Source organism: Massilia oculi, from assembly GCF_003143515.1.
GTDB classification, from domain to species: domain Bacteria; phylum Pseudomonadota; class Gammaproteobacteria; order Burkholderiales; family Burkholderiaceae_D; genus Telluria; species Telluria oculi.
In genome coordinates this window covers 3668897-3695305 of the sequence record NZ_CP029343.1, presented here as the reverse complement: position 1 = coordinate 3695305, position 26409 = coordinate 3668897, and the positions used below count along the sequence as shown (strand labels likewise).

29 protein-coding genes are annotated in these 26409 nt (G+C 66.2%); 11 read left to right on the top strand and 18 right to left on the bottom strand.

The annotated features are described in order from the left end of the window. Nucleotide 1: 1 nt before the first annotated feature. The 10 genes from pcaF to paaA are packed head-to-tail and all read right to left on the bottom strand — an operon-like array spanning nt 2 to nt 9035. A complete protein-coding gene (gene pcaF / locus DIR46_RS16850) occupies nt 2-1207 on the bottom strand; it encodes a 3-oxoadipyl-CoA thiolase (protein ID WP_109346259.1) in 1206 nt (401 codons plus the stop codon). A 24-nt stretch (nt 1208-1231) separates the two neighbouring features. After that, complete coding sequence (gene paaK / locus DIR46_RS16845; protein WP_109346258.1) at nt 1232-2545, bottom strand: phenylacetate--CoA ligase PaaK; 1314 nt, start codon at nt 2543-2545, stop codon at nt 1232-1234. 24 nt (nt 2546-2569) lie between these two features. Beyond that, a complete protein-coding gene (gene paaI, locus DIR46_RS16840; protein ID WP_109346257.1) occupies nt 2570-3007 on the bottom strand; it encodes a hydroxyphenylacetyl-CoA thioesterase PaaI in 438 nt (145 codons plus the stop codon). After that, entirely contained in the window at nt 2997-4526 is a 1530-nt protein-coding gene (paaH, locus tag DIR46_RS16835) for a 3-hydroxyacyl-CoA dehydrogenase PaaH (protein WP_109346256.1), read from the bottom strand. Before paaH ends, paaI begins: the two co-directional genes overlap by 11 nt. A 2-nt stretch (nt 4527-4528) precedes the next feature. Beyond that, nucleotides 4529-5320 carry a 2-(1,2-epoxy-1,2-dihydrophenyl)acetyl-CoA isomerase PaaG gene (paaG, locus tag DIR46_RS16830; RefSeq protein ID WP_109346255.1) on the bottom strand — a complete coding sequence of 264 codons (792 nt, stop codon included), beginning with the start codon at nt 5318-5320 and terminating at the stop codon, nt 4529-4531. A 22-nt stretch (nt 5321-5342) separates the two neighbouring features. Then, nucleotides 5343-6419: a 1,2-phenylacetyl-CoA epoxidase subunit PaaE gene (gene paaE / locus DIR46_RS16825; RefSeq protein WP_109346254.1), complete on the bottom strand. Its 1077-nt coding sequence runs from the start codon at nt 6417-6419 to the stop codon at nt 5343-5345. A 7-nt stretch (nt 6420-6426) separates the two neighbouring features. Then, a complete protein-coding gene (paaD, locus tag DIR46_RS16820) occupies nt 6427-6939 on the bottom strand; it encodes a 1,2-phenylacetyl-CoA epoxidase subunit PaaD (RefSeq protein WP_109346253.1) in 513 nt (170 codons plus the stop codon). Beyond that, a complete protein-coding gene (gene paaC, locus DIR46_RS16815; protein WP_109348052.1) occupies nt 6939-7691 on the bottom strand; it encodes a 1,2-phenylacetyl-CoA epoxidase subunit PaaC in 753 nt (250 codons plus the stop codon). Before paaC ends, paaD begins: the two co-directional genes overlap by 1 nt. A 20-nt stretch (nt 7692-7711) precedes the next feature. Then, entirely contained in the window at nt 7712-7996 is a 285-nt protein-coding gene (gene paaB / locus DIR46_RS16810) for a 1,2-phenylacetyl-CoA epoxidase subunit PaaB (RefSeq protein ID WP_109346252.1), read from the bottom strand. A gap of 49 nt (nt 7997-8045) precedes the next feature. After that, the gene (gene paaA, locus DIR46_RS16805; protein WP_109346251.1) at nt 8046-9035 is read right to left on the bottom strand and encodes a 1,2-phenylacetyl-CoA epoxidase subunit PaaA; all 990 of its coding nucleotides are present in this window, start codon (nt 9033-9035) and stop codon (nt 8046-8048) included. A gap of 117 nt (nt 9036-9152) precedes the next feature. On the opposite strand from paaA, the gene paaX reads away from it, so the two are divergent. Further along, on the top strand, nt 9153-10088 hold the full coding sequence (paaX, locus tag DIR46_RS16800) for a phenylacetic acid degradation operon negative regulatory protein PaaX (RefSeq protein WP_109346250.1): 936 nt from the start codon (nt 9153-9155) through the stop codon (nt 10086-10088). Here paaX and DIR46_RS16795 read toward each other — a convergent pair whose 3' ends face one another. Then, the gene (locus DIR46_RS16795) at nt 10089-10745 is read right to left on the bottom strand and encodes an NAD(P)-dependent oxidoreductase (RefSeq protein ID WP_109346249.1); all 657 of its coding nucleotides are present in this window, start codon (nt 10743-10745) and stop codon (nt 10089-10091) included. A gap of 100 nt (nt 10746-10845) precedes the next feature. Here DIR46_RS16795 and DIR46_RS16790 point away from each other — a divergent pair, with 100 nt between their 5' ends. Together DIR46_RS16790 and DIR46_RS16785 are read left to right on the top strand one after the other, a co-directional pair. Then, entirely contained in the window at nt 10846-11775 is a 930-nt protein-coding gene (locus DIR46_RS16790) for a LysR family transcriptional regulator (RefSeq protein WP_109346248.1), read from the top strand. Nucleotides 11776-11836: 61 nt separating this feature from the next. Next, nucleotides 11837-12970: a M14 family metallopeptidase gene (locus DIR46_RS16785; RefSeq protein ID WP_109346247.1), complete on the top strand. Its 1134-nt coding sequence runs from the start codon at nt 11837-11839 to the stop codon at nt 12968-12970. Between the two features lie 70 nt (nt 12971-13040). Here DIR46_RS16785 and DIR46_RS16780 read toward each other — a convergent pair whose 3' ends face one another. The 3 genes from DIR46_RS16780 to pmbA form a co-directional block, all read right to left on the bottom strand. Beyond that, nucleotides 13041-13538, bottom strand: a complete 498-nt coding sequence (locus tag DIR46_RS16780; protein WP_109346246.1) for a DoxX family protein — start codon at nt 13536-13538, stop codon at nt 13041-13043. A gap of 120 nt (nt 13539-13658) precedes the next feature. Continuing rightward, entirely contained in the window at nt 13659-13901 is a 243-nt protein-coding gene (locus DIR46_RS16775; RefSeq protein WP_109346245.1) for a hypothetical protein, read from the bottom strand. Between the two features lie 14 nt (nt 13902-13915). Beyond that, nucleotides 13916-15268 carry a metalloprotease PmbA gene (gene pmbA, locus DIR46_RS16770; RefSeq protein ID WP_109346244.1) on the bottom strand — a complete coding sequence of 451 codons (1353 nt, stop codon included), beginning with the start codon at nt 15266-15268 and terminating at the stop codon, nt 13916-13918. Between the two features lie 94 nt (nt 15269-15362). On the opposite strand from pmbA, the gene yjgA reads away from it, so the two are divergent. The 3 genes from yjgA to DIR46_RS16755 are packed head-to-tail and all read left to right on the top strand — an operon-like array spanning nt 15363 to nt 17235. After that, nucleotides 15363-15956 carry a ribosome biogenesis factor YjgA gene (gene yjgA / locus DIR46_RS16765; RefSeq protein WP_109346243.1) on the top strand — a complete coding sequence of 198 codons (594 nt, stop codon included), beginning with the start codon at nt 15363-15365 and terminating at the stop codon, nt 15954-15956. Then, complete coding sequence (gene mog / locus DIR46_RS16760) at nt 15934-16554, top strand: molybdopterin adenylyltransferase (RefSeq protein ID WP_109346242.1); 621 nt, start codon at nt 15934-15936, stop codon at nt 16552-16554. Before yjgA ends, mog begins: the two co-directional genes overlap by 23 nt. 12 nt (nt 16555-16566) lie before the next feature. Beyond that, nucleotides 16567-17235, top strand: coding sequence for an alpha/beta hydrolase (locus DIR46_RS16755; RefSeq protein WP_109346241.1), 669 nt, complete (start codon nt 16567-16569; stop codon nt 17233-17235). Between the two features lie 21 nt (nt 17236-17256). Here DIR46_RS16755 and DIR46_RS16750 read toward each other — a convergent pair whose 3' ends face one another. Then, complete coding sequence (locus DIR46_RS16750; protein ID WP_109346240.1) at nt 17257-18582, bottom strand: aspartate aminotransferase family protein; 1326 nt, start codon at nt 18580-18582, stop codon at nt 17257-17259. Between the two features lie 123 nt (nt 18583-18705). Between DIR46_RS16750 and DIR46_RS16745 the strand changes: the two genes are divergently transcribed. Together DIR46_RS16745 and DIR46_RS16740 are read left to right on the top strand one after the other, a co-directional pair. Continuing rightward, a complete protein-coding gene (locus DIR46_RS16745; protein ID WP_109346239.1) occupies nt 18706-19287 on the top strand; it encodes a carboxymuconolactone decarboxylase family protein in 582 nt (193 codons plus the stop codon). Between the two features lies 1 nt (nt 19288). Then, nucleotides 19289-20485 carry a hypothetical protein gene (locus DIR46_RS16740; protein ID WP_109346238.1) on the top strand — a complete coding sequence of 399 codons (1197 nt, stop codon included), beginning with the start codon at nt 19289-19291 and terminating at the stop codon, nt 20483-20485. Between the two features lie 93 nt (nt 20486-20578). On the opposite strand, the gene DIR46_RS16735 is transcribed toward DIR46_RS16740, so the two are convergent. The 3 genes from DIR46_RS16735 to DIR46_RS16725 all read right to left on the bottom strand — a co-directional run bounded on the left by DIR46_RS16735 (nt 20579) and on the right by DIR46_RS16725 (nt 22447). Then, the gene (locus DIR46_RS16735; protein ID WP_109346237.1) at nt 20579-21427 is read right to left on the bottom strand and encodes a fumarylacetoacetate hydrolase family protein; all 849 of its coding nucleotides are present in this window, start codon (nt 21425-21427) and stop codon (nt 20579-20581) included. A gap of 88 nt (nt 21428-21515) precedes the next feature. Next, nucleotides 21516-21878, bottom strand: coding sequence for a c-type cytochrome (locus tag DIR46_RS16730; protein ID WP_109346236.1), 363 nt, complete (start codon nt 21876-21878; stop codon nt 21516-21518). Beyond that, entirely contained in the window at nt 21875-22447 is a 573-nt protein-coding gene (locus DIR46_RS16725; RefSeq protein WP_109346235.1) for a c-type cytochrome, read from the bottom strand. The genes DIR46_RS16730 and DIR46_RS16725 overlap by 4 nt, the downstream gene beginning before the upstream one ends. Nucleotides 22448-22534: 87 nt before the next feature. Here DIR46_RS16725 and DIR46_RS16720 point away from each other — a divergent pair, with 87 nt between their 5' ends. The 3 genes from DIR46_RS16720 to ctaD are packed head-to-tail and all read left to right on the top strand — an operon-like array spanning nt 22535 to nt 26408. Continuing rightward, nucleotides 22535-22930, top strand: a complete 396-nt coding sequence (locus DIR46_RS16720) for a c-type cytochrome (protein WP_109348051.1) — start codon at nt 22535-22537, stop codon at nt 22928-22930. Next, nucleotides 22927-23889, top strand: coding sequence for a cytochrome c oxidase subunit II (gene coxB / locus DIR46_RS16715; RefSeq protein WP_109346234.1), 963 nt, complete (start codon nt 22927-22929; stop codon nt 23887-23889). The genes DIR46_RS16720 and coxB overlap by 4 nt, the downstream gene beginning before the upstream one ends. Continuing rightward, the gene (gene ctaD, locus DIR46_RS16710) at nt 23886-26408 is read left to right on the top strand and encodes a cytochrome c oxidase subunit I (RefSeq protein WP_109346233.1); all 2523 of its coding nucleotides are present in this window, start codon (nt 23886-23888) and stop codon (nt 26406-26408) included. Before coxB ends, ctaD begins: the two co-directional genes overlap by 4 nt. The last annotated feature ends 1 nt before the right edge of the window (nt 26409 follow it).

The window sequence follows — 26409 nt, the reverse complement described above, 5'->3', positions numbered from 1 at the left end:
CTTACACTCGCTCCACGATCAGCGCGATGCCCTGGCCGACGCCGATGCACATCGTGCACAAGGCGTAGCGTCCGCCCGTGCGGTGCAGCTGGTTCACGGCCGTCATGACCAGGCGCGCGCCGGAGGCGCCCAGCGGATGGCCGATGGCGATCGCGCCGCCGTTCGGGTTGACGCGGGCGTCGTCGTCCGCCAGGCCGAGGTCGCGCGTGACGGCCAGGCCCTGGGCGGCGAAGGCTTCGTTCAGCTCGATCACGTCCATCTGGTCGAGCGTGAGGCCGGTCTGGGCCAGCAGCTTCTTCACGGCCGGCGCCGGGCCGTAGCCCATGATGCGCGGCGCCAGGCCGACGGTGGCCATGCCGACCACGCGGGCGCGCGGGGTCAAGCCGTAGCTGGCGGCGGCTTCGCCAGAAGCAAGCAGCAGCGCACAGGCGCCGTCGTTCAGGCTCGAGGCGTTGCCGGCGCTGACCGAACCGTCCGGCGTGACCACGCCTTTCAGTCTGGCCAGCGCTTCGAGGCTGGTGTCGGGGCGCGGCTGCTCGTCGGTGTCGACCACACGCGATTCGCCTTTTTTTCCATGCACCGTCACCGGCACGATCTCGTCCTTGAAGAAGCCTTCTTGATTCGCGCGCGCCCAGCGCTGCTGGCTGCGCAGCGCGAAGGCATCCTGGTCGCCGCGGGCGATGCCGAATTCGCGCGCCACGTTCTCGGCGGTCTCGGGCATCGAGTCGATGCCATACTTCGCCTTCATCGCCGGATTGACGAAGCGCCAGCCCAGGGTCGTATCCTCCATCCTGGCCGCGCGCGAGAATGCGCTGTCGGCCTTGCCCATCACGAACGGCGCCCGGGTCATGCTTTCGACACCGCCCGCGATCACGAGTTGCGCCTCGCCGGCCTTGATGGCGCGCGCGGCGGTGCCCACGGCATCCATGCCCGAGCCGCACAGGCGATTGATCGTGTTGGCCGGCACGTCTTGCGGCAGGCCGGCCAGCAGCGCGGCCATGCGACCGACGTTGCGGTTGTCTTCGCCGGCCTGGTTAGCGCAGCCGTAGAACAGGTCGTCGACCGCCGTCCAGTCGACGTTCTCGTTGCGGGCCATCAGCGCAGCGATCGGCAGCGCGGCAAGATCGTCGGCGCGGATGCTGGACAAGGCGCCGCCGTAGCGGCCGAAGGGGGTACGGACGGCGTCAACGATGAAGGCGTCGGTCATGAATCTCTCCTGTGATTGCATTGGTCATGGTCGTGGACGGCGGTCGACCACGCGCCGGGCCTTGCCGGTCAGCGTGCGCTCGATGCCTTGCGGCGGCAGCAGGGTCACGCGGGTTGTCACGCCGACATAGGTCTTGATGCAGTGCTGGAGCTCGCGGCACAGCGCATCCACGCTGTCCGGCGGCAGAGAGGCATCACGCAATTCGCCCAGCACTTCGAGCATGTCGAGATGGCCGTCGCGCGCCACCACCAGCTGGTACTGCGGCGCCAGCGCCGGCATCTTGAGGATCAGTTCTTCGATCTGGCTCGGGAACACGTTCACGCCGCGGATGATCAACATATCGTCCGAGCGGCCGGTGATGCGGCCCATGCGGCGCATCGCGCGCGAGGTCGGCGGCAGCAAACGGGTCAGGTCGCGCGTGCGGTAACGGATGATCGGCAGCGCTTCCTTGGTGAGCGAAGTGAATACCAATTCGCCCTCTTCGCCGTCCGGCAGCACTTCGCCGGTATCGGGGTCGATGATCTCGGGATAAAAGTGGTCTTCCCAGATCACGGGGCCGTCCTTGCTCTCGATGCATTCGCTGGCCACGCCCGGCCCCATCACTTCGGACAGGCCGTAGATGTCGACCGCATCGATGCCGGCGCGCGTCTCGATCTCGCGCCGCATCGCATCGGTCCACGGCTCGGCGCCGAAGATGCCGACCTTGAGCGACGAGGTGGCAGGATCGATGCCCTGGCGGGCGAACTCCTCGACGATATTGAGCATGTACGAGGGCGTGACCATGATGATCGATGGCTTGAAGTCGCAGATCAGCTGCACCTGCTTCTCGGTCTGGCCGCCCGACATCGGGATCACGGTGCAGCCCAGGCGTTCGGCGCCGTAGTGGGCGCCCAGGCCGCCGGTGAACAGGCCATAGCCGTAGGAGATGTGCACCAGGTCGCCCTTGCGTCCGCCGGCGGCGCGGATCGAGCGCGCCACGACATTGGCCCAGGTATCGATGTCGTTCCGGGTGTAGCCGACCACGGTCGGCTTGCCGGTGGTGCCGGACGAAGCGTGGACCCGCACCACCTGTTCGCGCGGCACGGCGAACAGGCCGAACGGGTAGTTGTCGCGCAGCGTCTTCTTCTCGGTGAACGGGAATCTGGCCAGGTCGGCCAGCGTCTTCAGGTCGCTCGGGTGCACCCCTGCTTCGTCGAAGGCGGCGCGGTAGTGCGGCACGTTCTCGTAGGCGTGCCTGAGCGTCCATTGCAGGCGCTGCAGCTGGAGCGCCTGCAGTTCGTCTCGGCTGGCGCGTTCGATCGGTTCCAGCTCGCCTTCAAGCGCAATGCGTTGGACCATCTCGATCTCCTTTCTGGTAACGATTCACGCGTCCGTCGGCACCAGGGTGCCGGCGACGCGGTGCGACTTTCCGCGGAACAGCGCGATCTTGCGCCCGTCCTGGTCGGTCACGGCGACGTCGTAGACGCCGGTCTTGCCCTGCAGCGCCTGCTCCACCGCCTCGGCCACCAGCACGTCGCCGGGACGGCCAGGCGCCAGGTAGTCGATGGTGCAGCCGGCGCCGACGGTATTGACGTTGTGCGAGTTGCAGGCGAAGGCGAAAGCGCTGTCGGCCAGCATGAAGATATAGCCGCCGTGGCAGGTGGCGTGGCCGTTGAGCATGTCGTCGCGCACCTTCATCGACATGCGCGCATAGCCGGGACGGATTTCGAGCAACTGCATGCCGAGGCCCTGGCTGGCCTGATCGCGTTCGTACATCGTGCGGCCGGCCAGTTCGGCCAGCCGTTGTGGATCAACGTGCATGGAAACGCGCTCCCTGCGGGTCAGACGCCAGCTTGCGGCGCAGCAGCGGCGACACGCGGTAGCGGTCTTCGCCATAGGTGGCCGCCAGGTTGGCCAGCACGGTGACGACCTGGCGCAAGCCCATGCTGTCCGCCCAGGCCAGCGGGCCGCGTGGATAGTTGACGCCCTTCTGCATCGCGATGTCGACGGCGCGTGCGCTGCACACGCCCTGGTTGACGGCATCGGCGGCCTCGTTGGCCAGCATCGCCACGGTGCGCATCACGGCCATGCCGGGCACGTCGTCCAGGCGCGTCACGGCAAAGCCGGCGGACTGGAACAAGCCGACCGCGGCCTGCCAGGCAGCGTCGCCGCACTGGTCGGCGCGCGCCAGCGCGATGCGGGTGGCTCCCGCGGGGTCGAGCAGCAGGTCGAACAGGATCGTGTCGCGATGGCCATCCGCTTCGGCGCGCTCGGTGGCGCTGCGGCCATCGGTGAGATGGATCGCGGCGCCTTCGCAATACAGGCCGGGCGCCGCCTCGATGGCAACCGGATCGAAGCCGGCGCCACGCAGGCGTTCAGCGAGCGCATCGACCGCCCCCAGGCCGCCGGCATGGCGCAGCGCCGACGGCTTCTGGCTCGGCGCTTCGGATTGCGGCGCCGGTTTGGCGGCATCGTCGCCGTAGCGGTAGAAACCACGTCCCGTCTTGCGGCCCAGGAAGCCCGCGTTCACGAGCTCCTGCTGCAGGATCGAGGGCGTGAAGCGCGGGTCGTTGTAATAGGCGGCGAACACCGAGTTGGTGACCGAGAAGTTGACGTCGTGGCCGATCAGGTCCATCAGCTCGAAAGGCCCCATGCGGAAGCCGCCGCAGTCGCGCATCACGGCGTCCAGCGTCGCCACGTCGGCGGCCTGTTCCAGCAGCAGGCGCAGGGCCTCGGCGTAGTAAGGCCGGGCGACGCGGTTGACGATGAAGCCGGGCGTCGACTTGGCATGCACAGGGCTCTTGCCCCAGCTTTCGGCGGTGGCGTGGACGACGTTCGCGACCTCGCGGCTTGTCGCCAGGCCACTGATCACTTCGACCAGCGCCATCAGCGGCACCGGATTGAAGAAATGCATGCCGACCAGGCGTTCGGGGCGCCGCAGTTGCGCGCCGATGGCCGTGACCGAGATCGACGAGGTGTTGGTGGCCAGGATGCAGCGATCGCCGACGATGCCTTCCAGCTCGGCGAAAAGCAAGCGTTTGGCGTCCAGGTCTTCGACGATGGCCTCGATCACGAGGACGGCGCCGGCGGCTTCGTGCAATGACGCGATGCGCTTGAGGCGTTCGCGCGCCAGGTCGGATTCGACCGCACCCATGCGGCCCTTCTCGACCAGCTTCGCATAGGTCTTGCCGATCTCAAGGATGGCCTTGTCGGCGGCATCAGGCCGGGTATCGAACAGCAGGACCTGGTGGCCGGCGGTGGCCGCCACTTGCGCGATGCCGGCGCCCATGGCGCCGCTGCCGATGACGGCGACCGTGCTGCCCGGAGGGATGGCGTGCATGCTCACTCTCCCTTGAAATGCGGCGCGCGCTTGGCCATGAAGGCGGCGACGCCTTCGCGGTAATCGTGGCTGTAGCCCAGTTCGCGCATCATGCCGGCTTCCAGCTGCAATTGGTCTTCGAGCGAGTTGGCGTAGCTGGCCTGGAAGGCTTTCTTGGTGAAGGCCAGGCCGCGGGTTGCAGCGGCGGCGAAGTGTTCGGCCATGGCCATGGCTTCATCCATCAGGGCTTCGTCGGGCACGCAGCGCCAGATCAGGCCCCACTCCTCGGCTTTCTCGGCGCTGAGCTTTTCGCCCAGCATGGCCAGGCCCATGGCGCGCGCATGGCCGATCAGGCGCGGCAGGTGCCAGGTGCCGCCGGTGTCCGGAATCAGGCCCAGCTTGCTGAAGGCTTCGATGAAGCTGGCCGATCTGGCGGCCAGCACGATGTCGCAGGCCAGCGCCAGGTTGGCGCCGGCGCCGGCGGCCACGCCATTGACGGCGCAGATCACCGGCATCGGCAGGTTCTTCAGGGTCAGCACCAGCGGGGCGTAGAACTTCTCGACCGATTCGCCCAGGTCGACGCTGGGGGCGCCGGGGTCGACGGCGCGGTCGGACAGGTCCTGGCCGGCGCAGAAGCCGCGGCCGGCGCCGGTCAGGACCAGCACGCGGACCGATCCGTCGGCCTGCACGCGCGTGAGGGCGTCGCGCACTTCGAGGTGCATGGCCCGGGTGAAGCTGTTCAGGCGGTCGGGCCGGCTCAACGTCAGCAGCGCGATGCCGTTCTCGATCTTGAACGTGATCGATTCATAGCTCATGGTTGTCTCCGTCATCAGGTTCTTATTCGTGGATATCGAAATCGACCACCACCTTGTCGGTGACCGGGAAGCTCTGGCAGCTCAACACGAAGCCGCGCGCGACTTCGTAGTCTTCGAGCGCGTAATTCACGTCCATTTCGACTTCGCCGTCGAGCACCTTGCAGCGGCAGGTCGAGCACACGCCGCCCTTGCACGAGTAGCGCATGTCCAGCCCGGCGCGTAGCCCTGCGTCCAGCAGCGATTCCTTGTCCTTGTCCATTGTGAAGCTGGCGGCGTTGCCGTCCATGATCACCGTCACTTCAGTCAGGTTTCGTGCTGCCGATTCGACCGAACGTGGCTTGCGCTCGCGCGTCGGCGCGCTGGCTGCGAACAGCTCGATGCGGATCTGCTCCTTCGGCAGGCCGGCTGCCTGCAGCGCGCGCGAGACGCCGTGCATCATGTCTTCCGGGCCGCAGATGAAGGCGACGTCGATGTCCTTGATGTCGATCCAGTGGCGCAGGAACTGGCTGCACTTGTCTTCGGTGATGCGGCCGTTGAACAGCTCGATGTCCTGCTGCTCGCGGCTCATCACGTACACCAGGCGCAGGCGGCCCATGTACTGGTCCTTCAGGTCGGTCAGTTCATCCCGGAAGATCACGCTCGACGAGGCGCGGTTGCCGTAGACGATGGTGAAGCGGCTGTGCGGCTCGGCCTGCAGCGTGGTCTTGACGATCGACAGGATCGGCGTGATGCCGCTGCCGGCGGCGAACGCCAGGTAGTGGCGGCGGCTCGCCGCGTCGAGCGGCACGTTGAAGTTGCCGCTGGGCGGCATCACCTCCAGCGTGGCGCCGGGCTGCAGGCTGTCGTTGGCCCAGCCAGAAAACAGGCCGCCGCTGCAGCGCTTGATCGCCACCCGCAACTGCGCCTCCTGCACGGCCGAGCAGATCGAATAGGAGCGGCGCACGTCTTCGCCATCGATGGTCGTGCGCAGGGTCAGATACTGGCCCTGGCGGTAGGCGAAGGTGTCCTTCAGCTCGGGCGGGACGTCGAAGGTGACGGCGATGGCGTCGCGCGTCTCGTGCTTCACCTTCGAGACGGTCAGTGGATAGAACTTGCTCATGCTGGCCTCAGTGGCATTTGAAGTAGTCGAACGGCTCGCGGCAGTCGAGGCACTTGTACAGCGCCTTGCACGGGGTCGAGCCGAATTCGCTGGTCAGTTGGGTGTGGGACGAGCCGCAGTGGGGGCAGGCGACGGCGGGCGCGGCGCGGCGGCGGATGCCGGCGTGCAGCCCGCTGATGTCGATCGCCTGCTGCACCGGCGGCGCGATGCCATAGCCTTTCAATGCCGCCTTGCCCGCCGCGCTCATCCAGTCGGTGGTCCAGGCGGGCGACAGGCGGCTCTCGATGCGGACATCCTCGATGCCATGCGCGCGCAGGGCATCGCTGACCGATTCCGAGATCACCCGCATCGCCGGGCAGCCGGAGTAGGTCGGCGTGATCGTGACCACGCATGCCTCGCCCTCCAGGCGCACGGCGCGCACGATGCCGAGATCGACCACCGAGATGACCGGGATCTCCGGATCGGCGACCTCGCCGAGCCAGTCCCACACCTGTTCGACGGAGACGTCGAGGGCAGTCATTACCAGGCCGCTCCAGGATAGGCGCGCTGCAGGAACTGCATCTCGGCCAGGATGAAGCCGAGGCGTTCGCTGTGGCGGCCCTGCTTGCCGCCGCGCTGCATCCAGGCGTCGGGCGACGGCATGACGAGGGTCGCTTCGCTCAGGATGTCGGCCATGTGGTCGAGCGACTGCTTGCGCAAGGCATCGGCCGGCGGGGCCACGCCCTGCTCCACCATCGCATTGTCGATCTCGTCGTAGAGGAACATCTCGCCGCTGTACATCCACAGTTCTTCGAGGGCGGCCTGCATCATGGCGCGGCTCTTGTCGGTGCCGTCGCCCAGGCGCACCACCAGGTCGCCGCTGCGGCGCAGGTGATAGGTCACTTCCTTGATCGACTTGGCGGCGATCTCGCGGATGCGCTCGTCGCTCGACCTGGTCAGTCCGTCCATCAGGAAGTAGTGCCAGGTGTCGAACAGGAACTGGCGCGTCAGGGTGTCGGCATAGCTGCCGTTGGGCTGCTCGACCAGCAGGCAGTTGCGGTAGTCGATGGCGTCGCGGAGAAAAGCCAGGCGGTCTTCGTCGCGGCCCTTTCCTTCGCGCTCGCCGGCGTAGCTCAGCCACATGCGGGTCTGGCCCAGCAGGTCGAGAGCGACGTTGGACAGGGCCATGTCTTCTTCGAGCGCGGGGCCCTTGCCGACCAGCTGGCACAGCTGCTGGGACAGGATCAGGGCGTTGTCGCCCTGGCGCAGCAGGTACTGGAATTTGGCGTCCACGAATTTGTCCACGTCGAGGCTCACAGGTTCTTGACTTCTTCCGGCATCGGGAAGAAGGTCGGGTGGCGGTAGACCTTGCTGTTGGCCGGCTCGAACAGCGACTCCTTGTCAAGCGGGCTGCTGGCGACGATGTCGGCGGCGCGCACGACCCAGATCGAGACGCCTTCGTTGCGGCGGGTGTAGACGTCGCGTGCGTTGTTGATCGCCATGTCGGCGTCAGGGGCGTGCAGGCTGCCCACGTGCTTGTGGGCGAGGCCGTGCTGGCTGCGGATGAAGACTTCCCACAGGGGCCATTCTTTGCTCATGATTTGTCTCCGTTATTGCGGTGCGCCGGCGTGGATTGAACGGGTGTTTTTATGCGGCGGCTTTTTTTGCAGCTTGCTTGTCGGCGTGGGCGACCAGGGCGTCGCGGAACCATTCGCCGTCGTCCCAGGCCTTGACGCGGGTGCGCAGGCGCTCGCGGTTGCAGGGCCCGTTGCCCTTCAGGACGTTGTGGAACTCGGACCAGTCGATCTCGCCGAAATCGTAGGAACCGCGCTCTTCGTTCCATTTGAGGTCGGGATCGGGAATCGTCAGGCCCAGGTATTCGGCCTGCGGCACGGTCTGGTCGACCATGCGCTGGCGCAGCTCGTCGTTCGAGAACAGCTTGATGCGCCAGGCCGTCGATTGCGCGCTGTTGACCGATTCGGCGTCGGACGGACCGAACATCATCAAGGAAGGCCACCACCAGCGGTTGAGCGCATCCTGGGCCATCGCCTTCTGCTCCGGCGTGCCCCTGGCCAGCGCCATCATGATGTCGTAGCCCTGGCGCGCGTGGAAGGATTCTTCCTTGCAGACGCGGACCATGGCGCGCGCATACGGACCATACGAGCAGCGGCACAGCGGGATCTGGTTGATGATGGCCGAGCCGTCGACCAGCCAGCCGATCGCGCCCATGTCGGCCCAGCTCAGCGTCGGATAGTTGAAGATGCTCGAATACTTGGCCTTGCCGGCGTGCAGGGCCGCCAGCAGCTCGTCGCGCGAGACGCCCAGCGTCTCGGCGGCGCTGTACAGGTAGAGGCCGTGGCCGGCCTCGTCCTGGATCTTGGCCAGCAGGACCGACTTGCGCTGCAGCGTCGGCGCGCGCGTCACCCAGTTGCCTTCCGGGAGCTGGCCGACGATCTCGGAATGCGCGTGCTGCGAGATCTGGCGGATCAGCGTCTTGCGGTACGCTTCCGGCATCCAGTCCTTCGGTTCGATCTTGATCCCGGCGTCGATGCGCGCCTGGAACGCCTGCTCTTCGGCGCTCATGTCCTGTTCCGTGCGGACTTTATTGAGGCCGGTCTCCACCATCTGTGCGTACATAGCTTCCCCCGTGGTTTTCACCAATTGCAAACCCGTCCAAATCATAATACGATACAAAAAACTTGATGTACACAATAATTTTGAATCATATCGCAGCGCCAAAAATTGACAAGAATCATGAAACGACTGTCCAGCACTGAGTGGATCGCCCACGACCTGGCCCTCGACCCGCCGCGCCACAAGTCGCTGGTGGTGACCGTGTGCGGCGACACGATCGCCCCGCACGGCGGCGCCTTCTGGCTGGGCAGCATGATCGAGCTGGTGGGCCCGCTCGGCGTCGGCGACCGGCTGGTGCGCACCAGCGTGTTCCGCCTGGTACAGGAAGGCTGGCTGACGGCCAGCCGCGAAGGCCGGCGCAGCCGCTATGCGATCGAGCCGAAGGCGCTGCCGCGCTTTGAGCGCGCCAACCGCCGCATCTATTCGGCGCCGGGACTGGACTGGGATGGGCGCTGGACCTTCGTGCTGGCGCCGCATGGCAAGAGCGGCAGCATCGACAGCGAGCTGCGCACCCTGCTGCGCAAGGAACTCGAATGGGAGGGTTTCGCGATGCTGGCGACGGGGGTGATGGCGCATCCGGCGCCCGAGCGCGACACGCTGCGCGAGATCCTGGCGCGCGCGGACGCGGTCGACAAGGTGTTCGTGTGCCAGGCCGACGAGCTGCCCGGCATGGGCGCGCGCCCGCTGCCCGAGCTGGTGGGCGACTGCTGGAATCTCGATGCGGTGGTGAGCGCCTATCGGGGCTTCATCGAGCGCTTCGCGCCGCTGCCCGACATGCTGGGCAAGGGCGACGTGACGCCCGAGCATGCGTTCGCGATCCGCACCCTGCTGATCCACGCCTACCGCCGGGTGCAGCTGCACGATCCGATGCTGCCGCTGGCCCTGCTGCCGCAGCCGTGGCCGGGGACCGACGCCTATGCGCTGGCGCGCGAGATCTACCGCCTGTGCCACGCGCGCGCCGAGGAGCACGTGCTGGCCATGCTGCGCAAGGAAGACGCGGCGACGCCGGACGCCGACGCCGCCTATCACGGCCGCTTCGGCGGCCTGCGCGATTGATTACGCCCTGGCGACGGTGAAGCGCGCGCGCAGGTGGCGCGGCCGTTCGATCTCGTCGGCGATCGCGAGCGCCAGGTCGGCCACCGCGATGCCGGCCGGCTGGTCGCCGTCCATCAGCAGATCCTCGCCGCCGACACGGTAGGCGCCGGTCGCATCGCCCTGCCCCAGCATCGCGGGCGGGCTGAGGAAGGTCCAGTCCAGCGCCGTGCTGGCGCGCAGCGTGTTCAGCGCATCGCGCGCCGCCTGTGCGCCTGGCACGATATTGGGCGGCACGTGATCGACAAATTCGGGCGTGTCGACCAGTTGCACGCCGGGCGCCACGAACAGGCTGCCGGCGCCGCCAACCACCAGCAGGCGCCGCACGCCGCCGAGTTCCACGCCACGCTCGATGGCCGCGCTGCCGCGCATGAAATTGTCATACAGGGCGGGATCGTTCCAGCCCGGATTGAAGGCCGAGACCACGGCGTCGTGACCGCGCACGGCGGCGGCGACCGCATCGGCGTCATAGGCGTCGGCCACCTTGACGGTCAAGCCGGGCTGCGGCGCCAGGCGCGACGGATCGCGCACCAGCGCGGTGACCTGGTGATTGCGTTGCAGGAGGGTGGACAGGACGGCGGCGCCGACGAAACCGGTGGCGCCGATCAGGGCGATGTTCATGCGTGACTCCAATGATGTGTTCGAGCTGACCACGATACCGGCTTCACGATATGGCGATAAGATGGCAAAAATCACTATCACCTTGAAGCCAGGCTTATAAATGGATGACCTAAAACCCTATGCGGTATTCGCCGAGACAGTCTCGGGCGGCTCGATGAGCGCCGCCGCGCGCCGGCTCGGCATGAGCCCGTCCGCCGTCAGCCAGACCATCCGCGCGCTCGAGCGGCAGGCCGGCGTCATGCTGCTGCACCGCTCGACGCGCAAGCTGACCCTGACCGAGGCCGGCGCGCGCTGCTATCCGCACTGCCTGCGCCTCTTGGCGGCCGCCAATGCCGCCAGCGACTCGCTGCTGCATGCGCGCGACGCGCCCAGCGGCGAGCTGCGGGTGGCGGCGCCGGTGGGCTTCGGCCTGCACATCGCACCGGCGCTGGCGCCGGTGCTGGCCGCCTGGCCGCAGCTGCGCCTGCGGCTGCTGGTCGACGACGCCATGATCGACCTGATCGACGAGCGCATCGACATCGCCCTGCGCGCCGGCCGCCTGCCCGATTCGGGCTGGATCGCGCGCCGCCTGTGCCAGTTCGACGTCGTCATATGCGCGGCGCCGGCCTATATCGAACGCCACGGCATGCCGGACACGCCGCAGGCGCTGCAAGACCATCACTGGCTGGGCTCGATGCGCCAGGCGACCGAGCCGAAAGGCGACGAAGAAGCGCCGTCAATGGAACTCGACCTGCGGCAGGGGGAGCAGCGCGAGCGCATGCGCGTCAGCGTGCGCATCGTCAGCAACAACCAGCTCTCGCTGCAGCAGATGTGCGAACAGGGCATGGGCCTCGCGCTGCTGGGCCACGCCGACGTGCATCCCGCGCTGGAACGCGGACTTCTCGTGCGCGTGCTGCCGCACTGGCAATTGCCGGCACTGCCAGTGGCGGCCATGACGCCGCGGCGCGACGGCGATCCGGCCAAGGTGCGGCTTGCGCTGGATGCCTTGCAGCGCCATTTCGCCGCCCTGCCGGGCGCCAGGCCCGCCTAGCGATGATCGAAAACGGGTATCATCGATGCTTCAACGTACCTTCCCAACACAGGACAACACCATGTCTATCAAGATCAGCAGCCAGTTCGACGCTGGCGCCATCGAGGTCGTGAACGCCACCAGCGCCAACGCCATCGACCTGAACATCCGCAAGGACTCGCACGCCGACATCATCCAGTGGTTCTACTTCCGCCTGCAGGGCGCGCAGGGCGAAGCCTGCTCCATCCGCCTGCTCAACGCCGGCAAGGCCGCCTATCCGGCCGGCTGGGAAGGCTACCAGGCGATGGCGAGCTACGACCGCGTCAACTGGTTCCGCGTGCCGACCACCTTCGATGGCCAGGTGCTCACCATCGAGCACACCCCGGGCATGGACAGCGTCTACTACGCCTATTTCGAGCCGTATTCGTGGGAACGCCACCTGGAGCTGCTGGACCGCGCCCAGATGTCGGAAAACGTGCGCATGCTCGACCTGGGCTCGACCGTCGACGGCCGCGACCTGAACATGCTGGTGATCGGCGAACCGGCCGAAGGCAAGAAGAAGGTGTGGGTGATCGCGCGCCAGCATCCGGGCGAGACGATGGCCGAATGGTTCGTCGAGGGCATGCTCGACGCGCTGCTCGATCCGGCCCACCCGTTCGGGCGCCAGTTGCTGAAGGAATCGGTATTCTACGTGGTGCCGAACATGAACCCGGACGGCTCGGTGCGCGGCAACCTGCGCACCAATGCGGCCGGCGCCAACCTGAACCGCGAATGGCTCAATCCGAGCATGGAGCGCAGCCCCGAGGTGTTCCTGGTCCTGAAGAAGATGCACGAAACCGGCGTCGACCTGTGCCTGGACGTGCACGGCGACGAAGGCCTGCCCTACGTGTTCGTGGCCGGCAGCGAATCGCTGCCGAACTTCACCCAGGAGCAAGGCGCGGCGCAAGACCGCTTCATCGCCGACTTCAAGATCGCCAGCCCGGACTTCCAGGACGTGCACGGCTACGGCGCCACGCCGTACACCGAAGAGACCCTGACCATGGGTTCGCCGCACATCACCCACGCCTTTGGCTGCCTGTCGCTCACGCTGGAACTCCCGTTCAAGGACAACGCCAACGACCCGGATCCGCAAGTCGGCTGGGACGGCGCACGCAGCGCGCGCCTGGGCGCCGCGGTGCTGCAGCCGGTGCTGAACGCGATCCGCGCGGTCAAGTAAGCATGCGCCGCTGGCGCGGCTTGTGTGAAGCGCCCCGCATGCCGGGGCGTTTTTCATGGGCGCGCCATGGTCAGATCGTCACGCCAGGCCGGCGATCCAGCGCGAAGCGCCCACTGCCGCGCACCGCGATGTACAGGGCGAGAAAGCCCATCAGGAAGGGGAACTCGATGCCGCGGTCGATCCACGGCCAGGTGGGCCCGAGCGCATGGCAGATGCCGGCCATCTGCAGGGCGATCAGGAACGCGACCGGCCTGGCCCACCATCCCAGCGCCAGCATCAGCGCGCCGCCGGTCTCGAGCAGCATGACGAGGAAGGCCAGCTGCGGCGCGAACGGCAAGCCCATCACGTCCTGGATCAGCCGGATCGAGCCGGCCATCGGATCGGCCATCGAACCATGCGGGATGCCCAGCGCCTTGGGCAGGCCGTGGGTGAACATGACGACGCCGAAAACGAAGCGCAGCAGGGCGTAGAAGACGGGTTCGGCGCGTTGATGGAACGCGTCCAGTTGCGGCAGCAGCAGGCGCTCGCGCGCCGTGGGCGGACTGGTGTCCTGATGAGTTGTTTGCATCGCTGATCCTTGCGCGTGGTGAAAGACCGGCCCATCTTGCCGGCCTGCGCTGCTGGGATAAAGATGCGGAAAGCGGATTGTCAGTTCACGATCGACTAACAATCCCGCTTGGCGGTGCGTTCAGAGCTCGACGCCCAAATGGGTCTTGACCCACGCGTTCGCATCCGCGCTGCTGTCGAAATGCAGGGTCGCGATCGCGGTCTTGTCGGGCGCGAGGAAGGTGGCGTACACCTTGCGGCCGTCCGCGCCGGCCGAGCTGAGCAGGTCGGATTGCGGGGCCAGCTCGACGGTGGCCACCAGGTCGAGATTGAGCAGCACCGTCTTGGGGCTGCTTTCCTTGTCGATGCGGACGAATCGGCCCATGGCGTTCTCCTCGGTCAGTTGCCGGCCACGACCATCTTCTCGATCAGGATCGAGCCGGTGGTCTTGTTGCCGCGTACGAGGGTGTCGTTACCGACGGCAACGAATTGCTGGAACATCTCACGCATATTGCCGGCGATGGTGATTTCTTCGACCGGATACTGGATGACGCCGTTCTCGACCCAGTAGCCCGACGCGCCGCGCGAATAGTCGCCGGTCACGTAGTTGACGCCCTGGCCCATCAGCTCGGTGACCAGCAGGCCGGTGCCGAGCTTGCGCAGCATGCCTTCGAAATCGTCGCTGCGGCGGGTGTCCTTCGAGACGATCTCGAGGTTGTGCGAACCGCCGGCGTTGCCGGTGGTCTGCATGCCCAGCTTGCGCGCCGAATACGAGGACAGGAAGTACCCCTGCAGCATGCCGTCGGCGATCACCTTGCGGCGCACGGTCTTGACGCCCTCTTCGTCGAACGGCGCCGAGCCGACCGCGCCGACCAGGTGCGGGTCTTCGACGATCTGGATGTGCGACGGGAACACCTGCTTGCCGAGGGTGTCGAGCAGGAAGGTCGACTTGCGGTACAGCGCGCCGCCCGACACGGCTTGCACGAAGGCGCCCAGGAGGCCAGCAGCCAGCGGCGCTTCGAACAGCACCGGGCAGGTGCGGGTATTGAGCTTGCGCGCGTTCAGGCGCGCCAGCGCGCGCTCGGCGGCGTAGCGGCCCACTTTCTCGGGCCTGGCCAGTTCCTTGGGGTTGCGCGACGAGGTGTACCAGTCGTCGCGCTGCATCTGATTGCCCTTGCCGGCGATCGGCGCCACCGAGATCGTGTGGCGCGAGAACGGGTAGCCGCCGATGAAGCCGCGCGAATTGGCGCCGACGAAATGCGACTGCTGCACGTAGACGCTGGCGCCTTCGCTGTTGGTGATGCGCTTGTCGACCTCGAAGGCGGCGTTTTCGCAGCGCTTGGCCAGCTCGACCGCTTCTTCGGTGCCGATCTGCCACGGGTAGAACAAGCGCAGATCACGGGGTGCAAGCTCCAGCAGGTCGGCGTCGGGCAGGCCGGCGCAATCGTCCTCGGCGGTGAAGCGGGCGATATTGGCCGCCGCCTCCACGGTCGCCTTGAGCGAGGCGACCGAGAAATCGGAGGTGCTGGCATTGCCGCGGCGCTGGCCCACGTAGACGGTGACGCCCAGGCCCTTGTCCTTGTTTTGCTCGATCGTCTCGATGTTGCCTTTACGCACAGAAACCGACAAACCGCTCCCCTCGCTGATCTCGACCGAGGCGTCGGTCGCGCCCTGCTCGCGGGCGAACGCCAGCACGTCGCGCGCCAGCTGTTTGAGCTGATCCTGGGTGTGGGTAAAAGCGTTGTCGTTCATAGGTGTTTTTCGTGGCAGGCCCTAAAACAGTTATCATAGCAGCCGTTTACAGTTTTCACTGATCGGCCCCGCGCCAATCAAATCCATTCATATCATGCCTAATCCAAATCGCGGCTCCGTCGGCTTCCAGTCGAACGAGTTCGAACCCGAATACGACCGTCCGTCCAAGTCGGAACTCAAGCGCCAGTCGAACGAGCTGCAAAAGCTCGGCGAGCAACTGGTCGACGCGCCGCGCGACCGCGTCAAGCGCGTACCGATGCCGGAGGACGTGCGCGATGTCATCCTCGAAACCCAGACCATCACCAACCACGAAGGCCGCCGCCGCGCCCTGCAGTTCGTGGGCAAGAAGATGCGCACCCTGGACGAGGAAGAAGTCGCCGCCATCCAGCGCGCCATCGACAGCTGGAAAGGCGCCTCGAAGTCCGAGACGGCCGCCCTGCATGCGCTCGAGCGCCGCCGCGAGAAGCTCCTTGGCGACGACAAGGCCCTGACCGTCCTGCTCGAGGAAAATCCCGAGCTCGACGTCCAGCACCTGCGCACCCTGATCCGCAACGCGCGCAAGGAAGTGGCCGAGTCCAAGCCGCCGAAGGCCTACCGCGAGATCTTCCAGATCCTGAAGGACCTGGGCAAGAAGAAGAAAGCCGACGCCGAAGAAGAGGCCATTGATGACGAGTCAGACGACGAATGATCAGGAACTGGTGATCGGCCTGGTGTCGGTCTCCGATCGCGCCAGCGGCGGCGTCTATGAAGACAAGGGCATCCCGGCGCTGCACGAGTGGCTGGCGGGGGCGATCACGACGCCATTTCGTGTCGAGACGCGCTTGATCCCCGACGAGCGCGCCAGTATCGAAGCGACCCTGGTCGAGCTGGTGGACACCGCGCGCTGCCACCTGGTGCTGACCACCGGCGGCACCGGTCCGGCGCGGCGCGACGTCACGCCAGAGGCCACGCTGGCCGTCGCCACCAAGGAAATGCCCGGCTTCGGCGAGCAGATGCGCCAGATCAGCCTGCGCTTCGTGCCGACCGCGATCCTGTCGCGCCAGACCGCGGTCATTCGCGAAACGGCAGACCATGCGGCCCTGATCATGAACCTGCCGGGCCAGCCGAAGTCGATCAGGGAAACCCTCGAGGGATTGAAGGACGACGCCGGCAACACGGTCGTCGGCGGCATCTTCGCGGCTGTCCCCTACTGCATCGACCTGATCGGCGGCCCGTACATGGAAACCAATCCGGCGGTGAGCAAGACTTTCCGTCCCAAATCGGCATTGCGTCCGCCTGTCGCCTAACTGAAGGAAGCCATGAGCCAGCTGCTTGAGAACATCGAGATCGAAACCGCACCGAACCCGTCCATTGCCATCGTCTGGCTGCACGGCCTGGGCGCCGACGGCAACGACTTCGTGCCGATCGTGCGCGAACTGGACTTGTCGGGCCTGCCCGGCATCCGCTTCGTGTTCCCGCATGCGAACACGATGCCGGTGACGATCAACGGCGGCTACGTGATGCGCTCCTGGTACGACATCGTCGCCACCGACCTGGTGCGGCGCGAGGACGAGGCCGGCCTGCGCGCCTCGCAGCTGCAGGTCGAGGCGCTGATCGCGCGCGAAAAGGAACGCGGCATCCCGGCCTCGCGCATCATCCTGGCCGGCTTCTCGCAGGGCTGCGCGATGACGCTGCAGACCGGCCTGCGCCACCCGGAACCGCTGGCCGGCATGATGTGCCTGTCGGGCTACCTGCCGCTGGCGGGCGTGGCCGGCGCGGAGCGCCATGAAGCCAGCCTGAAAACGCCGGTCTTCATGGCGCATGGCGTGCAGGATCCGGTGGTGCCGTTCGCGCGCGCGGAAGATTCGCGCAAGGTGCTCGAGTCGCTCGGCTACCAGGTCGAGTGGCATGCCTACCAGATGCAGCACACGCTGTGCCTGGAAGAGGTGCAGGACATCGCCAAGTGGATTCGCAAGGTCGTTGCATAAGTCCTCCCATCGGCGGCGCGGTCACGTCGACAGCGCCGCCTCCACAGCATCGCTCAAGCGCGACACGATCTCCGACAGATCCGCCGGCGTCGCGATGAACGGCGGTGCCAGCAGCACGTGGTCGCCGTGCTGCCCATCGATCGTTCCCCCCATCGGATAGACCAGCAGGCCGCGCGCCATCGCCTCGGCCTTGATCGCCGCGTGCAGCTTGCGCTCGGGCGCGAACGGCTCCCTGGTTTCCCTGTCCCTGACGAACTCCAGCGCCAGCAACAGCCCGCGTCCGCGGATGTCGCCGACATGCTCGTGCACCCCGAACACGTCGCCCAGCATGCGGCGCAGCACCGCGCCGCGGCTGCGCACGCGCGCCAGCAGGTCGTCGCGCTCGATCACCTGCTGCACCGCCAGCGCGGCGGCCGCCGCCACCGGATGGCCGATGTAGGTGTGCCCGTGCTGGAACATGCCGCTGCCGCTGCGCAGGCATTCGACGATGCGCTGGTGCGCCAGCACCGCGCCGATCGGCTGGTAGCCGGCGCCCAGGCCCTTGGCCACGGCCACGATGTCGGGCGCCACGCCATCCTGCTCGATCGCGTACATGGTGCCGGTGCGGCCCATGCCGCACATGACTTCGTCGGCGATGAACAGGATGCGATGGCGGTCGCAGATCTCGCGCACGCCCTGGAAGTAGCCCGGCGTAGGCGGGATCGCGCCGCCGGTCGCCCCCACCACCGGCTCGGCCACGAAAGCGATGATGTTCTCGGGGCCGGCGCGCAGGATGGTGGTCTCCAGTTCGTCCAGCAGGCCGGCGGTGTAGTCGTCGACGCTGACGCCGCTGGCGCGGCCGCGGTACTCGTAGCAGGCCGACACCCGCAGCGCGTCCTTCAATAGCGGGGCGAAGGCGCGCCTTCTCCATTCGTTGCCGCCCACGCCCAGCGCGCCCAGCGTGTTGCCGTGGTAGCTCTGGCGCCGCGCCAGGAAGCGGGTGCGCTGCGGCTCGCCCATCTCGACCCAGTACTGGCGCGCCAGCTTGAGCGCGGTCTCGATCGCCTCGGAGCCGCCGGAGACGAAATACACGCCGCCCATATCTTGCGGCCCGCCCCCGACCAGGCGCGCGGCCAGCTGCTCGGCCACGTCGGTGGTGAAGAAGGCGGTATGGGCGTAGGCGCAGCGGTCGATCTGGCGGTGCATGGCGGCGATCACGTCCGGGTGGCCGTGGCCCAGCGAAGAAACGGCGGCGCCGCTGCTGGCGTCGATGTAGGTCTTGCCGTTGGTATCGACGAGCGTGATGCCCTCGCCGCCGGCCGCGAGGGGCGGCACCTGGCGCAGGCTGCGGTGGATGATGTGGCTCATGAAAGCTTACCTCCGATCTCCGAAAGGGACGACGCTTGACGATAAGCGCGGGAGTGCCGGCTTCTTTTGATTTTTAGCGCAGGCCGTGCGAATATTTTCTTGGGATCACTATTGGAACAACAGATGAGTGAGCAAACGAGCGAGCGCCTGGGCCCCATCCCCGACCACGAACTGAACGACGCCCAGCGCGCGGCCGCGCAGGAAATCGCCGCCGGCCCGCGCGGCGCCGTCTACGGCCCCTTCGTGCCGCTGCTGCGCAGTCCCGAGCTGATGCGCCATGCGCAGCGCATGGGCGAGTACCTGCGCTACCGCAGCACGATCGGGGTGCGCCTGTCGGAGCTGGCGATCCTGGTCACGGCGCGCCAGTGGGACCAGCAGGTGGAGTGGGCGATCCATGCGCCGATCGCGGCCGAGGTGGGAATCCCGTCGTCGGTGATCACGGCCATCGCGGCGCGCCAGCGGCCCGCCGAGATGCTGGTGGACGAGGCGGTGGTGCACGACTTCTGCACCCAGCTGCACGAGCACAAGGCGGTGTCGGACCGGGTGTACGCCGACGCGCTCGCGCTGTTCGGCGAGCAGGGCGTGGTCGACCTCATCGGGATCAACGGCTACTACACTTTCCTGGCGATGGTGATGAACACCGCGCGGACGGCCGTGCCGGAGGAAGGCGTCCGGCGCATGCCGGAGCAAGGCTGCTGCGATTAAAATGGCCGTCAGGATCTCCTGCCTGCCGTGGAAAATGCTTTATTCTTGTTGCGCATTCGATGTGCTAACCAATGGATTGGCGGACATGACTGAGTATGCTGATAAAAGAACGCAAGCTGGCGGCATCGTCGCGCCCCCGGACACCGCTCCACTGCAGGATCGGACCGAACGGGCCGCATACCAGGCGGATCATCGCCCCGAGACAAGCCAACTACGGCGTCTGCAGGCGGCGGTCCAGAGCAGCCGGCGGCTGGAGCCGGGCAGCCACTGGCAAACGGCCGCGGATCGGCACACCGGCAGTCCACTGCCCATACAACGCAAGACGCTGGAGAATGCAGGATTGCACGCGCAACTCGATGTTGCGTCCACTGGACGACGCGGCAAGATCATAGGCGACAATGCACATAATGGACTGATCTATGGCAACCCCGAACCCCAGATCGTCCTTACTCGAGCGGATGTGCTCAAGGAGAGCGCCCGCCTGGCTGCTGACGTAGGCAAGGGGGTACAGAAATGGGCGGCTGAGTCTTCAGACCGAAAGGGAAAGAACGGGCGCATCTATACCACAGGCCAATTTGACGAGCCCGCAGTACCCACGGTGGACCCGTTCATCCACGAGACAGCATTTTCATACGGCGACCGGAAAGCCGGCACAGGCGGCGCCTTCAGTATTTCCTATCAACATAGCAACGATATGGATGGCTATGTATCTTCCATTGTCGAGACGCCTGATGGCCAGGCAGGCTTGAGCGGTGGAATGGAAAAAGGGCGAGAGCGCTTCAGTGATGCTCCTTCGGTCTTCCGATACTCACACCTGCACGAGAAGCACTCCGGCAGCCTGCTGGACGCAACCGCCCCGGCAACTGTCAAGCGCTTCGATCCGATCACAAAACTGGCCGGTGAAGGCGCGCGGTTCAACTGCGTGCGAAATCACATGGCAAAACTGAGAGACGACTCCATTTTCTATACGAAGGAGAACGACTATTACCGTGGCATAGCCTTTCAGCACCTGTATGTGATATGGACGACCCGATTCGGTGGGCGATTCGGCATTCCCGACAAGGATGTGGCTGACACGATCAGGGACAAGGAAAGCCTTTCCGGTACGAAGCGCGGAGGGAAAAAAAGGCCGGCATATCCATTACTAAAGCTTGCCAAGGAAGAGCTCAGCGATAAGGATTATGATCTCGATCGCTAGGCGCTGGCCAGCGATGGGAACCGGCAGAAAGGCCTGGTGTTCAGCAAACGGCCCGCCAGGAATTCATCCGGCAGACCGCGCGCCGCTCTGCCCTTATTTTGGAAACGCCACCACCTCGGCCTGCTGCTCGCCCAGGCCCGCGATCCCCAGGCGCAGCTGATCGCCCTTCTTCAGGAAGCGCTGCGGCGAACGGCCCATGCCCACTCCCGGCGGGGTGCCGGTGGTGATGATGTCGGCCGGCTCCAGGGTCATGAAGCGCGACACGTAGCTGACGATCTGCGCCACGCTGAAGATCATGCTGCCCGTGTTCCCGGTCTGCATGCGCTTGCCGTTCAGCTCCAGGTAGAGGTCGAGGTCCTGCACGTCAAGGATCTCGTCGCGCGTGACCAGGAAGGGGCCGACCGGGCCGAAGGTGTCGCAGCCTTTTCCCTTGTCCCACTGCGAGCCCATCTCGAACTGGAAGGCGCGCTCCGAGACGTCGTTGACCACGCAGTAGCCGGCCACGTATTTCAGCGCGTCTTCTTCGCGCACGTACTGGGCGCGCTCGCCGATGATCACGCCCAGCTCGACCTCCCAGTCGGTCTTCTTCGCGCCTTTCGGCAGCACGATCGCATCGTCCGGGCCGTTCAGGGAGCTGATCGCCTTGGTGAAGAACACCGGCTCGCTTGGGGTGGTGGATTTGGTTTCGGCGACGTGGTCGGCGTAGTTCATGCCGATGCCGATGAATTTGCCGACGCCCTTGACCGGCACGCCCAGGCGCGGATTGCCGCGCACCAGCGGCAGGGTCTTGTGGTCGATCTTCGCCAGCTTGCGCAGCGCCTTGTTCCCCAATACCGACGCATCGATGTCGTCGATGATGCCGGACAGGTCGCGCAGGCGGCCCTCTTCGTCGAACAGGCCCGGCTTCTCTTTGCCCGGGCGGCCATAGCGCACCAATCTCATTGTCGTCTTCCTCGTCGTGAACGCGCGGGCCGTGGCGGCCCGCGTCAAACCGGGGATGATACCAAGGATCGGTCTATTGAAGGATCGGCTATTGACTGAGCAGATAGGCGCTGATGTCGATCGCATCGCGCTCGCTCACGCCCATGGCCGGCATTGCATTGCCCGGGTCGATGGACTGCGGATCCATGATCCAGCGCACCAGGTTGGCCTGGGTATTGGGCACCTTGCCGGCAATGTAGCGGCGGTCGGCCACGTCCGCGAGCGGACGGCCGACGAAGACTTTCGAACCGGCGATGGTCGGCACCGCGTGACAGGAATGGCAGGCGTACTGGGTCAGTGCGATCTTGCCGCGTTCGGGATCGCCCTGGATGCCGGGCGCCGGCCGCGTCGGGCCGCAGGCGGCCAGCACCATGGCCAGCGCCATCATGGCGGGAATGCGTGCGGTGGTCATGGCGCCTCCCCTTGCGTCGAGTTTGCCGGCGCTCCGCCGACGGACGTCATGCGGCGGAAGTCTTCCTGCGTCATGTCCGGCATGGCCGACACGAACGCCACCACGGCCCAGATGTCGTTGTCGCTCAGGTGATATTCCCAGGCCGGCATGCCGCTCATCTTGATGCCGTTGCGCGTGATCCAGTACAGCTCGCGCGTTTCCCAGTTGACGTCGGCGTCGACCAGCGGACCAGGAGCCGGCTGCATGCTCATGCCCTGCTTGAGCGGCGCCACGCCCGGTCCGCCATGGCACTGGATGCAGTTGGCCTTGTAGACGGCGGCGCCGCGCAGCAGCTGCTCCGGCGCGCCCAGTCCCGCCGGCACCTGGATGTCGCGCGCATGGTTCTGCACCGAATACTGCAAGCCTTCCTCGAAGACGGTGTAGATCAGCGGGTAGTGCTGCTGGGTGGCGGCGATGTTGTAGAAGCCGCAGCGCAGGACGACCAGGCCGATGACGGCGCCGATCAGTCCAGCCCCCAGCAGGGTCAGCACCATGGTCTTGACGATAAGTCGTGCGCGATTGGATAGCATCACTTAGGCCGCTCAGTTAAAAAAATGACATCGGATTTCTTGTATTATAAAAGCCACAGCTTTTTCACGAAAAAACCAACCGTGCGCATGAATATCCGTCAATACGATCGCTTGCAGCCTGCGCTGCGCGCCGGCGCCATGCTGCTGTGTGCGGTGCTGGCCAGCGGCTGCGGCAGCCAGGACAAGCCCAGCCGCGTCGACGGCGGCGATCCGGAGCGCGGCCGCCTGCTGACCCAGCAATACCAGTGCGCGGCCTGCCACTATATTCCCGAGGTGCAGGGCACGAACGGCGACGCCGGTCCGTCGCTGCAATACATGGGTCGCCTGAGCTATATCGCGGGCAGCATCCCGAACCAGCCCGAGAACATGGTGCGCTTCCTGCGCAATCCGCCCGCGGTCAAGCCCGGCACGCTGATGCCCGCGCTCGGCATTTCCGAAGAAGAGGCGCGTCATATGGCCGCATTCATGTATACCTTGAAATGAACGACCTGCAATCCGTCCTCCACCCGGCCGGCGCCGACGCCGCCATCATCCACCAGTTCACGTGGGTGCTGTTTGTCGGCGGCACGCTGATCTTCGTCTTCGTGATGGCCTTGCTGACCCTGGCCATGCGGCGCCAGGCGCGTCCGATCCGGCCCGCCATCTGGATCTTTGGCGCCGGCATCGCCTTCCCGGTCGTGGTGCTTACGGCCCTGCTCGCCTGGAGCACCTGGCGCAGCGCGCAGCTGGCGCCGCAGACCTCGCACGAGGCGATGACGATCTCGGTCACCGGCAAAATGTGGTGGTGGGAAGTGCGCTACCGCGACCCGGCGACCAACCGCGAGATCATCAGCGCCAACGAAATCCACATCCCGGTCGGCGAATCGGTCTACCTCGGCATGACGGCGTCCGACGTGATCCACAGCCTGTGGGTGCCGTCGCTGGCCGGCAAGCGCGACATGATCCCGGGCCGCGTCACCGGCCTCACCCTGCGCGCCGACAAGCCGGGCGTGTACCGCGGCCAGTGCGCCGAATACTGCGGCGAGCAGCATGCGCGCATGGCCTTCCACGTGATCGCCCTGCCGCGCCCCGAGTTCGACGCCTGGCTGGCGCGCCAGGCCGCGCCAAGCCTGCCGGCCGACACCACCGTGCTGCGGCGCGGCCGCGAGGCCTTCCTGGCGCAGCAATGCCAGGCCTGCCACACGATCCGCGGCGTCACCGACGTGCCGCCGTTCTCGGAGCAGGCGCGCATCGCCGACACCTCGCGCCTTGGGCCCGACCTGACCCACGTCGGCAGCCGCCGCGAGATCGCGGCCGGCACCCTGCGCAACCACCGCGGCACGCTGGCCGGCTGGATCGCCGACCCGCAAGCCATCAAGCCGGGCGTGTTCATGCCGCCTTCACAAGACCTGGACGGCGAAACCCTGCGCGCACTGGCCACCTACCTCGAGCACCTGAAATGACGACGCGCGACGCTACCGTGAACGACGACGCCTTACCCAATTCCCTGCCACGCCCGCCGCTGGAGCTGACCCGTCTCGAAGAGATCTGGGAAACGCCACGCGGCTGGCGCTTCTTCAAGTCGGTCAACAACACCAATATTGGCCTGCTGTACATCGGGACCGCGATCCTGTTCTTCATCCTGGCCGGCATCCTGGCCCTGATCATGCGGGTGCAGCTGGCGGTGCCGGACAACGACCTGGTGGCGGCCAGCACCTACAACCAGATCTTCACGATGCACGGCACCGTGATGATGTTCCTGTTCGCGATCCCGATCGTCGAGGCGATCGCGGTCTACCTGCTGCCCAATATGCTGGGCGCGCGCGATCTGCCCTTCCCACGCCTGTCGGCGTATGCCTTCTGGGCCTACGCCTTCGGCGGCCTGGCCTTCTTCTGCACGCTGTTCTGGGGCCTGGCGCCGGACGGCGGCTGGTTCATGTATCCGCCGCTGACCGGCATGAAGTATTCGCCCGGCCTGAACGCCGACTTCTGGCTGCTGGGCATCGGCTTCATCGAGATCTCGGCGATCGCCGGCGCGATCGAGCTGATCGTCGGCATCCTGTTCACCCGCGCGCCGGGCATGACCCTGCGCCGCATGCCGGTCTATGCCTGGGCGATGCTGGTGGTGGGCGTGATGATCATCATCGCTTTCCCGGCGGTGATCGCCGGCACCGCGCTGCTCGAACTCGAGCGCGCCTTCAACATGCCGATCTTCGATGCCGAGCGCGGCGGCGACCCGCTGATCTGGCAGCACCTGTTCTGGTTCTTCGGCCACCCCGAGGTCTACATCATCTTCCTGCCGGCGGCCGGCATGATCTCGACCATGATCCCCACCATCGCCCAGAACCGCCTGGTGGGACGGCGCGTGATCGTGGTGGCGCTGGTCGGCGTCGGCATCTTCAGCTTCGGCCTGTGGGCCCACCACATGTTCACCGCCGGCCTGGGCGTGCTCGAGATGAGCCTGATCTCGGCGGCCAGCATGGCGGTCGCGATCCCCACCGGTATCCAGGTGTTCGGCTGGATCGCCACATTATGGAGTGGCCGCATCAAGCTGAATGCTCCAACTCTTTTCATGCTCGGCTTCATGTTCATCTTCGTGCTCGGCGGACTGACCGGCGTGATGGTGGCCGTGATCCCGTTCGACTGGCAGGTGCACGACACCTATTTCATCGTCGCCCACCTGCACTACGTGCTGATCGGCGGCATGGTGTTCCCGGTGTTCGCCGCCATTTATTACTGGATGCCGCTGGTGAACGGCAACCAGATGTCCGAGCGCTGGGCCAAGCCGATCTTCTGGCTGCTGTTCGGCGGCTTCAACATCACCTTCTTCCCGATGCACATCACCGGCCTGTACGGCATGCCGCGCCGGGTCTATACCTACTCGCACGAGATGGGCTGGGACTGGCTCAATATGGTCTCGACCGTCGGCGCCTTCATGTTCGCCCTCGGTATCCTGGCCATGATCGTCGACGCCGCCCGCACGCTGCGCCGTCCGGCGAAAAAGACGGGCAATCCATGGAATGCGGCCACGCTCGAGTGGCTTCCCAACGAAGACTACGGCAACCGCAGCATCCCGATCATCACATCAAACGATCCGCTGTGGGACCAGCCGACCCTGTCGAAGGAAGTGGAAGAAGGCCGCCACTACCTGCCCAATACCGTCACCGGCCGCCGCGAGACGATCGCCACCAGCCCGGTGAGCGCGAAGCCTACCTACCTGATGATCCTGCCCGGCGACAGCTGGCTGACCGTCATCGGCGCCGCCGGCACCGCCGGCTTCTTCCTGCTGCTGACCGTGAAGGCGATGGTGCTGGCCACTATTTGCGGCATCATCGCCATCGCCTCCATCATCGGCTGGCTGTGGCAGTCGGACCGCAGCGTGAACATGACGCATGCGCCGATTGGCGGCGGCATCAAGCTGCCGATCGGGGCGGTTGGTGCGGCCTCGCATTCGTGGTGGGGAACCTTCATCATGCTGATCGTGATCTACGGGATCTTCTGGTCCTTCGCCTACACCTACATCCACACCTCGATGCGGCTCGAGATCTGCCCGCCGCCGGGCGCCTCGCTGCCCGACGGGACATACACCATCGCCGCGGCGGCGCTGCTGCTGGCGGGTTCCGCGCTGGTCTGGTTCAGTGGTCGCCTGAAGGGCCACGGCATGGCCTGGACTCTGCTTCCGGCGCTGGCCTGCACCACGGCCGCCTTCCTGGTCGACGTGCACAGCTGGCGCCTGGTGCACCTGGACGGGACCAAGGATGCGTGGAACGCCTCGATCTCGATCATGCTCGGCTTCCAGGGCGTGATGCTGTTCGTGCTGCTGCTCGCCGCGCCCTACCTGTGCGTGCGGGTGTGGCGCGGCTTCATCCGGCCGGAGAACCGCGCCACGCGCGACAATATCGCGCTGATCTGGCACTACGTGACCCTGCAGGGCCTGACCGCCATGGTGGTGATCCGCGGCCTGCTGCTGGTGATGGATTGAA

Excerpts from the sequence above, each read along its gene's own strand:
- pcaF (WP_109346259.1), bottom strand. The coding sequence starts at position 1,207 with ATGACCGACGCCTTCATCGTTGACGCCGTCCGTACCCCCTTCGGCCGC.
- paaK (WP_109346258.1), bottom strand. The coding sequence starts at position 2,545 with ATGGTCCAACGCATTGCGCTTGAAGGCGAGCTGGAACCGATCGAACGC.
- paaI (WP_109346257.1), bottom strand. The coding sequence starts at position 3,007 with ATGCACGTTGATCCACAACGGCTGGCCGAACTGGCCGGCCGCACGATG.
- paaH (WP_109346256.1), bottom strand. The coding sequence starts at position 4,526 with ATGCACGCCATCCCTCCGGGCAGCACGGTCGCCGTCATCGGCAGCGGC.
- paaG (WP_109346255.1), bottom strand. The coding sequence starts at position 5,320 with ATGAGCTATGAATCGATCACGTTCAAGATCGAGAACGGCATCGCGCTG.
- paaE (WP_109346254.1), bottom strand. The coding sequence starts at position 6,419 with ATGAGCAAGTTCTATCCACTGACCGTCTCGAAGGTGAAGCACGAGACG.
- paaD (WP_109346253.1), bottom strand. The coding sequence starts at position 6,939 with ATGACTGCCCTCGACGTCTCCGTCGAACAGGTGTGGGACTGGCTCGGC.
- paaB (WP_109346252.1), bottom strand. The coding sequence starts at position 7,996 with ATGAGCAAAGAATGGCCCCTGTGGGAAGTCTTCATCCGCAGCCAGCAC.
- paaA (WP_109346251.1), bottom strand. The coding sequence starts at position 9,035 with ATGTACGCACAGATGGTGGAGACCGGCCTCAATAAAGTCCGCACGGAA.
- paaX (WP_109346250.1), top strand. The coding sequence starts at position 9,153 with ATGAAACGACTGTCCAGCACTGAGTGGATCGCCCACGACCTGGCCCTC.
- DIR46_RS16795 (WP_109346249.1), bottom strand. The coding sequence starts at position 10,745 with ATGAACATCGCCCTGATCGGCGCCACCGGTTTCGTCGGCGCCGCCGTC.
- DIR46_RS16790 (WP_109346248.1), top strand. The coding sequence starts at position 10,846 with ATGGATGACCTAAAACCCTATGCGGTATTCGCCGAGACAGTCTCGGGC.
- DIR46_RS16785 (WP_109346247.1), top strand. The coding sequence starts at position 11,837 with ATGTCTATCAAGATCAGCAGCCAGTTCGACGCTGGCGCCATCGAGGTC.
- DIR46_RS16780 (WP_109346246.1), bottom strand. The coding sequence starts at position 13,538 with ATGCAAACAACTCATCAGGACACCAGTCCGCCCACGGCGCGCGAGCGC.
- DIR46_RS16775 (WP_109346245.1), bottom strand. The coding sequence starts at position 13,901 with ATGGGCCGATTCGTCCGCATCGACAAGGAAAGCAGCCCCAAGACGGTG.
- pmbA (WP_109346244.1), bottom strand. The coding sequence starts at position 15,268 with ATGAACGACAACGCTTTTACCCACACCCAGGATCAGCTCAAACAGCTG.
- yjgA (WP_109346243.1), top strand. The coding sequence starts at position 15,363 with ATGCCTAATCCAAATCGCGGCTCCGTCGGCTTCCAGTCGAACGAGTTC.
- mog (WP_109346242.1), top strand. The coding sequence starts at position 15,934 with ATGACGAGTCAGACGACGAATGATCAGGAACTGGTGATCGGCCTGGTG.
- DIR46_RS16755 (WP_109346241.1), top strand. The coding sequence starts at position 16,567 with ATGAGCCAGCTGCTTGAGAACATCGAGATCGAAACCGCACCGAACCCG.
- DIR46_RS16750 (WP_109346240.1), bottom strand. The coding sequence starts at position 18,582 with ATGAGCCACATCATCCACCGCAGCCTGCGCCAGGTGCCGCCCCTCGCG.
- DIR46_RS16745 (WP_109346239.1), top strand. The coding sequence starts at position 18,706 with ATGAGTGAGCAAACGAGCGAGCGCCTGGGCCCCATCCCCGACCACGAA.
- DIR46_RS16740 (WP_109346238.1), top strand. The coding sequence starts at position 19,289 with ATGGCCGTCAGGATCTCCTGCCTGCCGTGGAAAATGCTTTATTCTTGT.
- DIR46_RS16735 (WP_109346237.1), bottom strand. The coding sequence starts at position 21,427 with ATGAGATTGGTGCGCTATGGCCGCCCGGGCAAAGAGAAGCCGGGCCTG.
- DIR46_RS16730 (WP_109346236.1), bottom strand. The coding sequence starts at position 21,878 with ATGACCACCGCACGCATTCCCGCCATGATGGCGCTGGCCATGGTGCTG.
- DIR46_RS16725 (WP_109346235.1), bottom strand. The coding sequence starts at position 22,447 with ATGCTATCCAATCGCGCACGACTTATCGTCAAGACCATGGTGCTGACC.
- DIR46_RS16720 (WP_109348051.1), top strand. The coding sequence starts at position 22,535 with ATGAATATCCGTCAATACGATCGCTTGCAGCCTGCGCTGCGCGCCGGC.
- coxB (WP_109346234.1), top strand. The coding sequence starts at position 22,927 with ATGAACGACCTGCAATCCGTCCTCCACCCGGCCGGCGCCGACGCCGCC.
- ctaD (WP_109346233.1), top strand. The coding sequence starts at position 23,886 with ATGACGACGCGCGACGCTACCGTGAACGACGACGCCTTACCCAATTCC.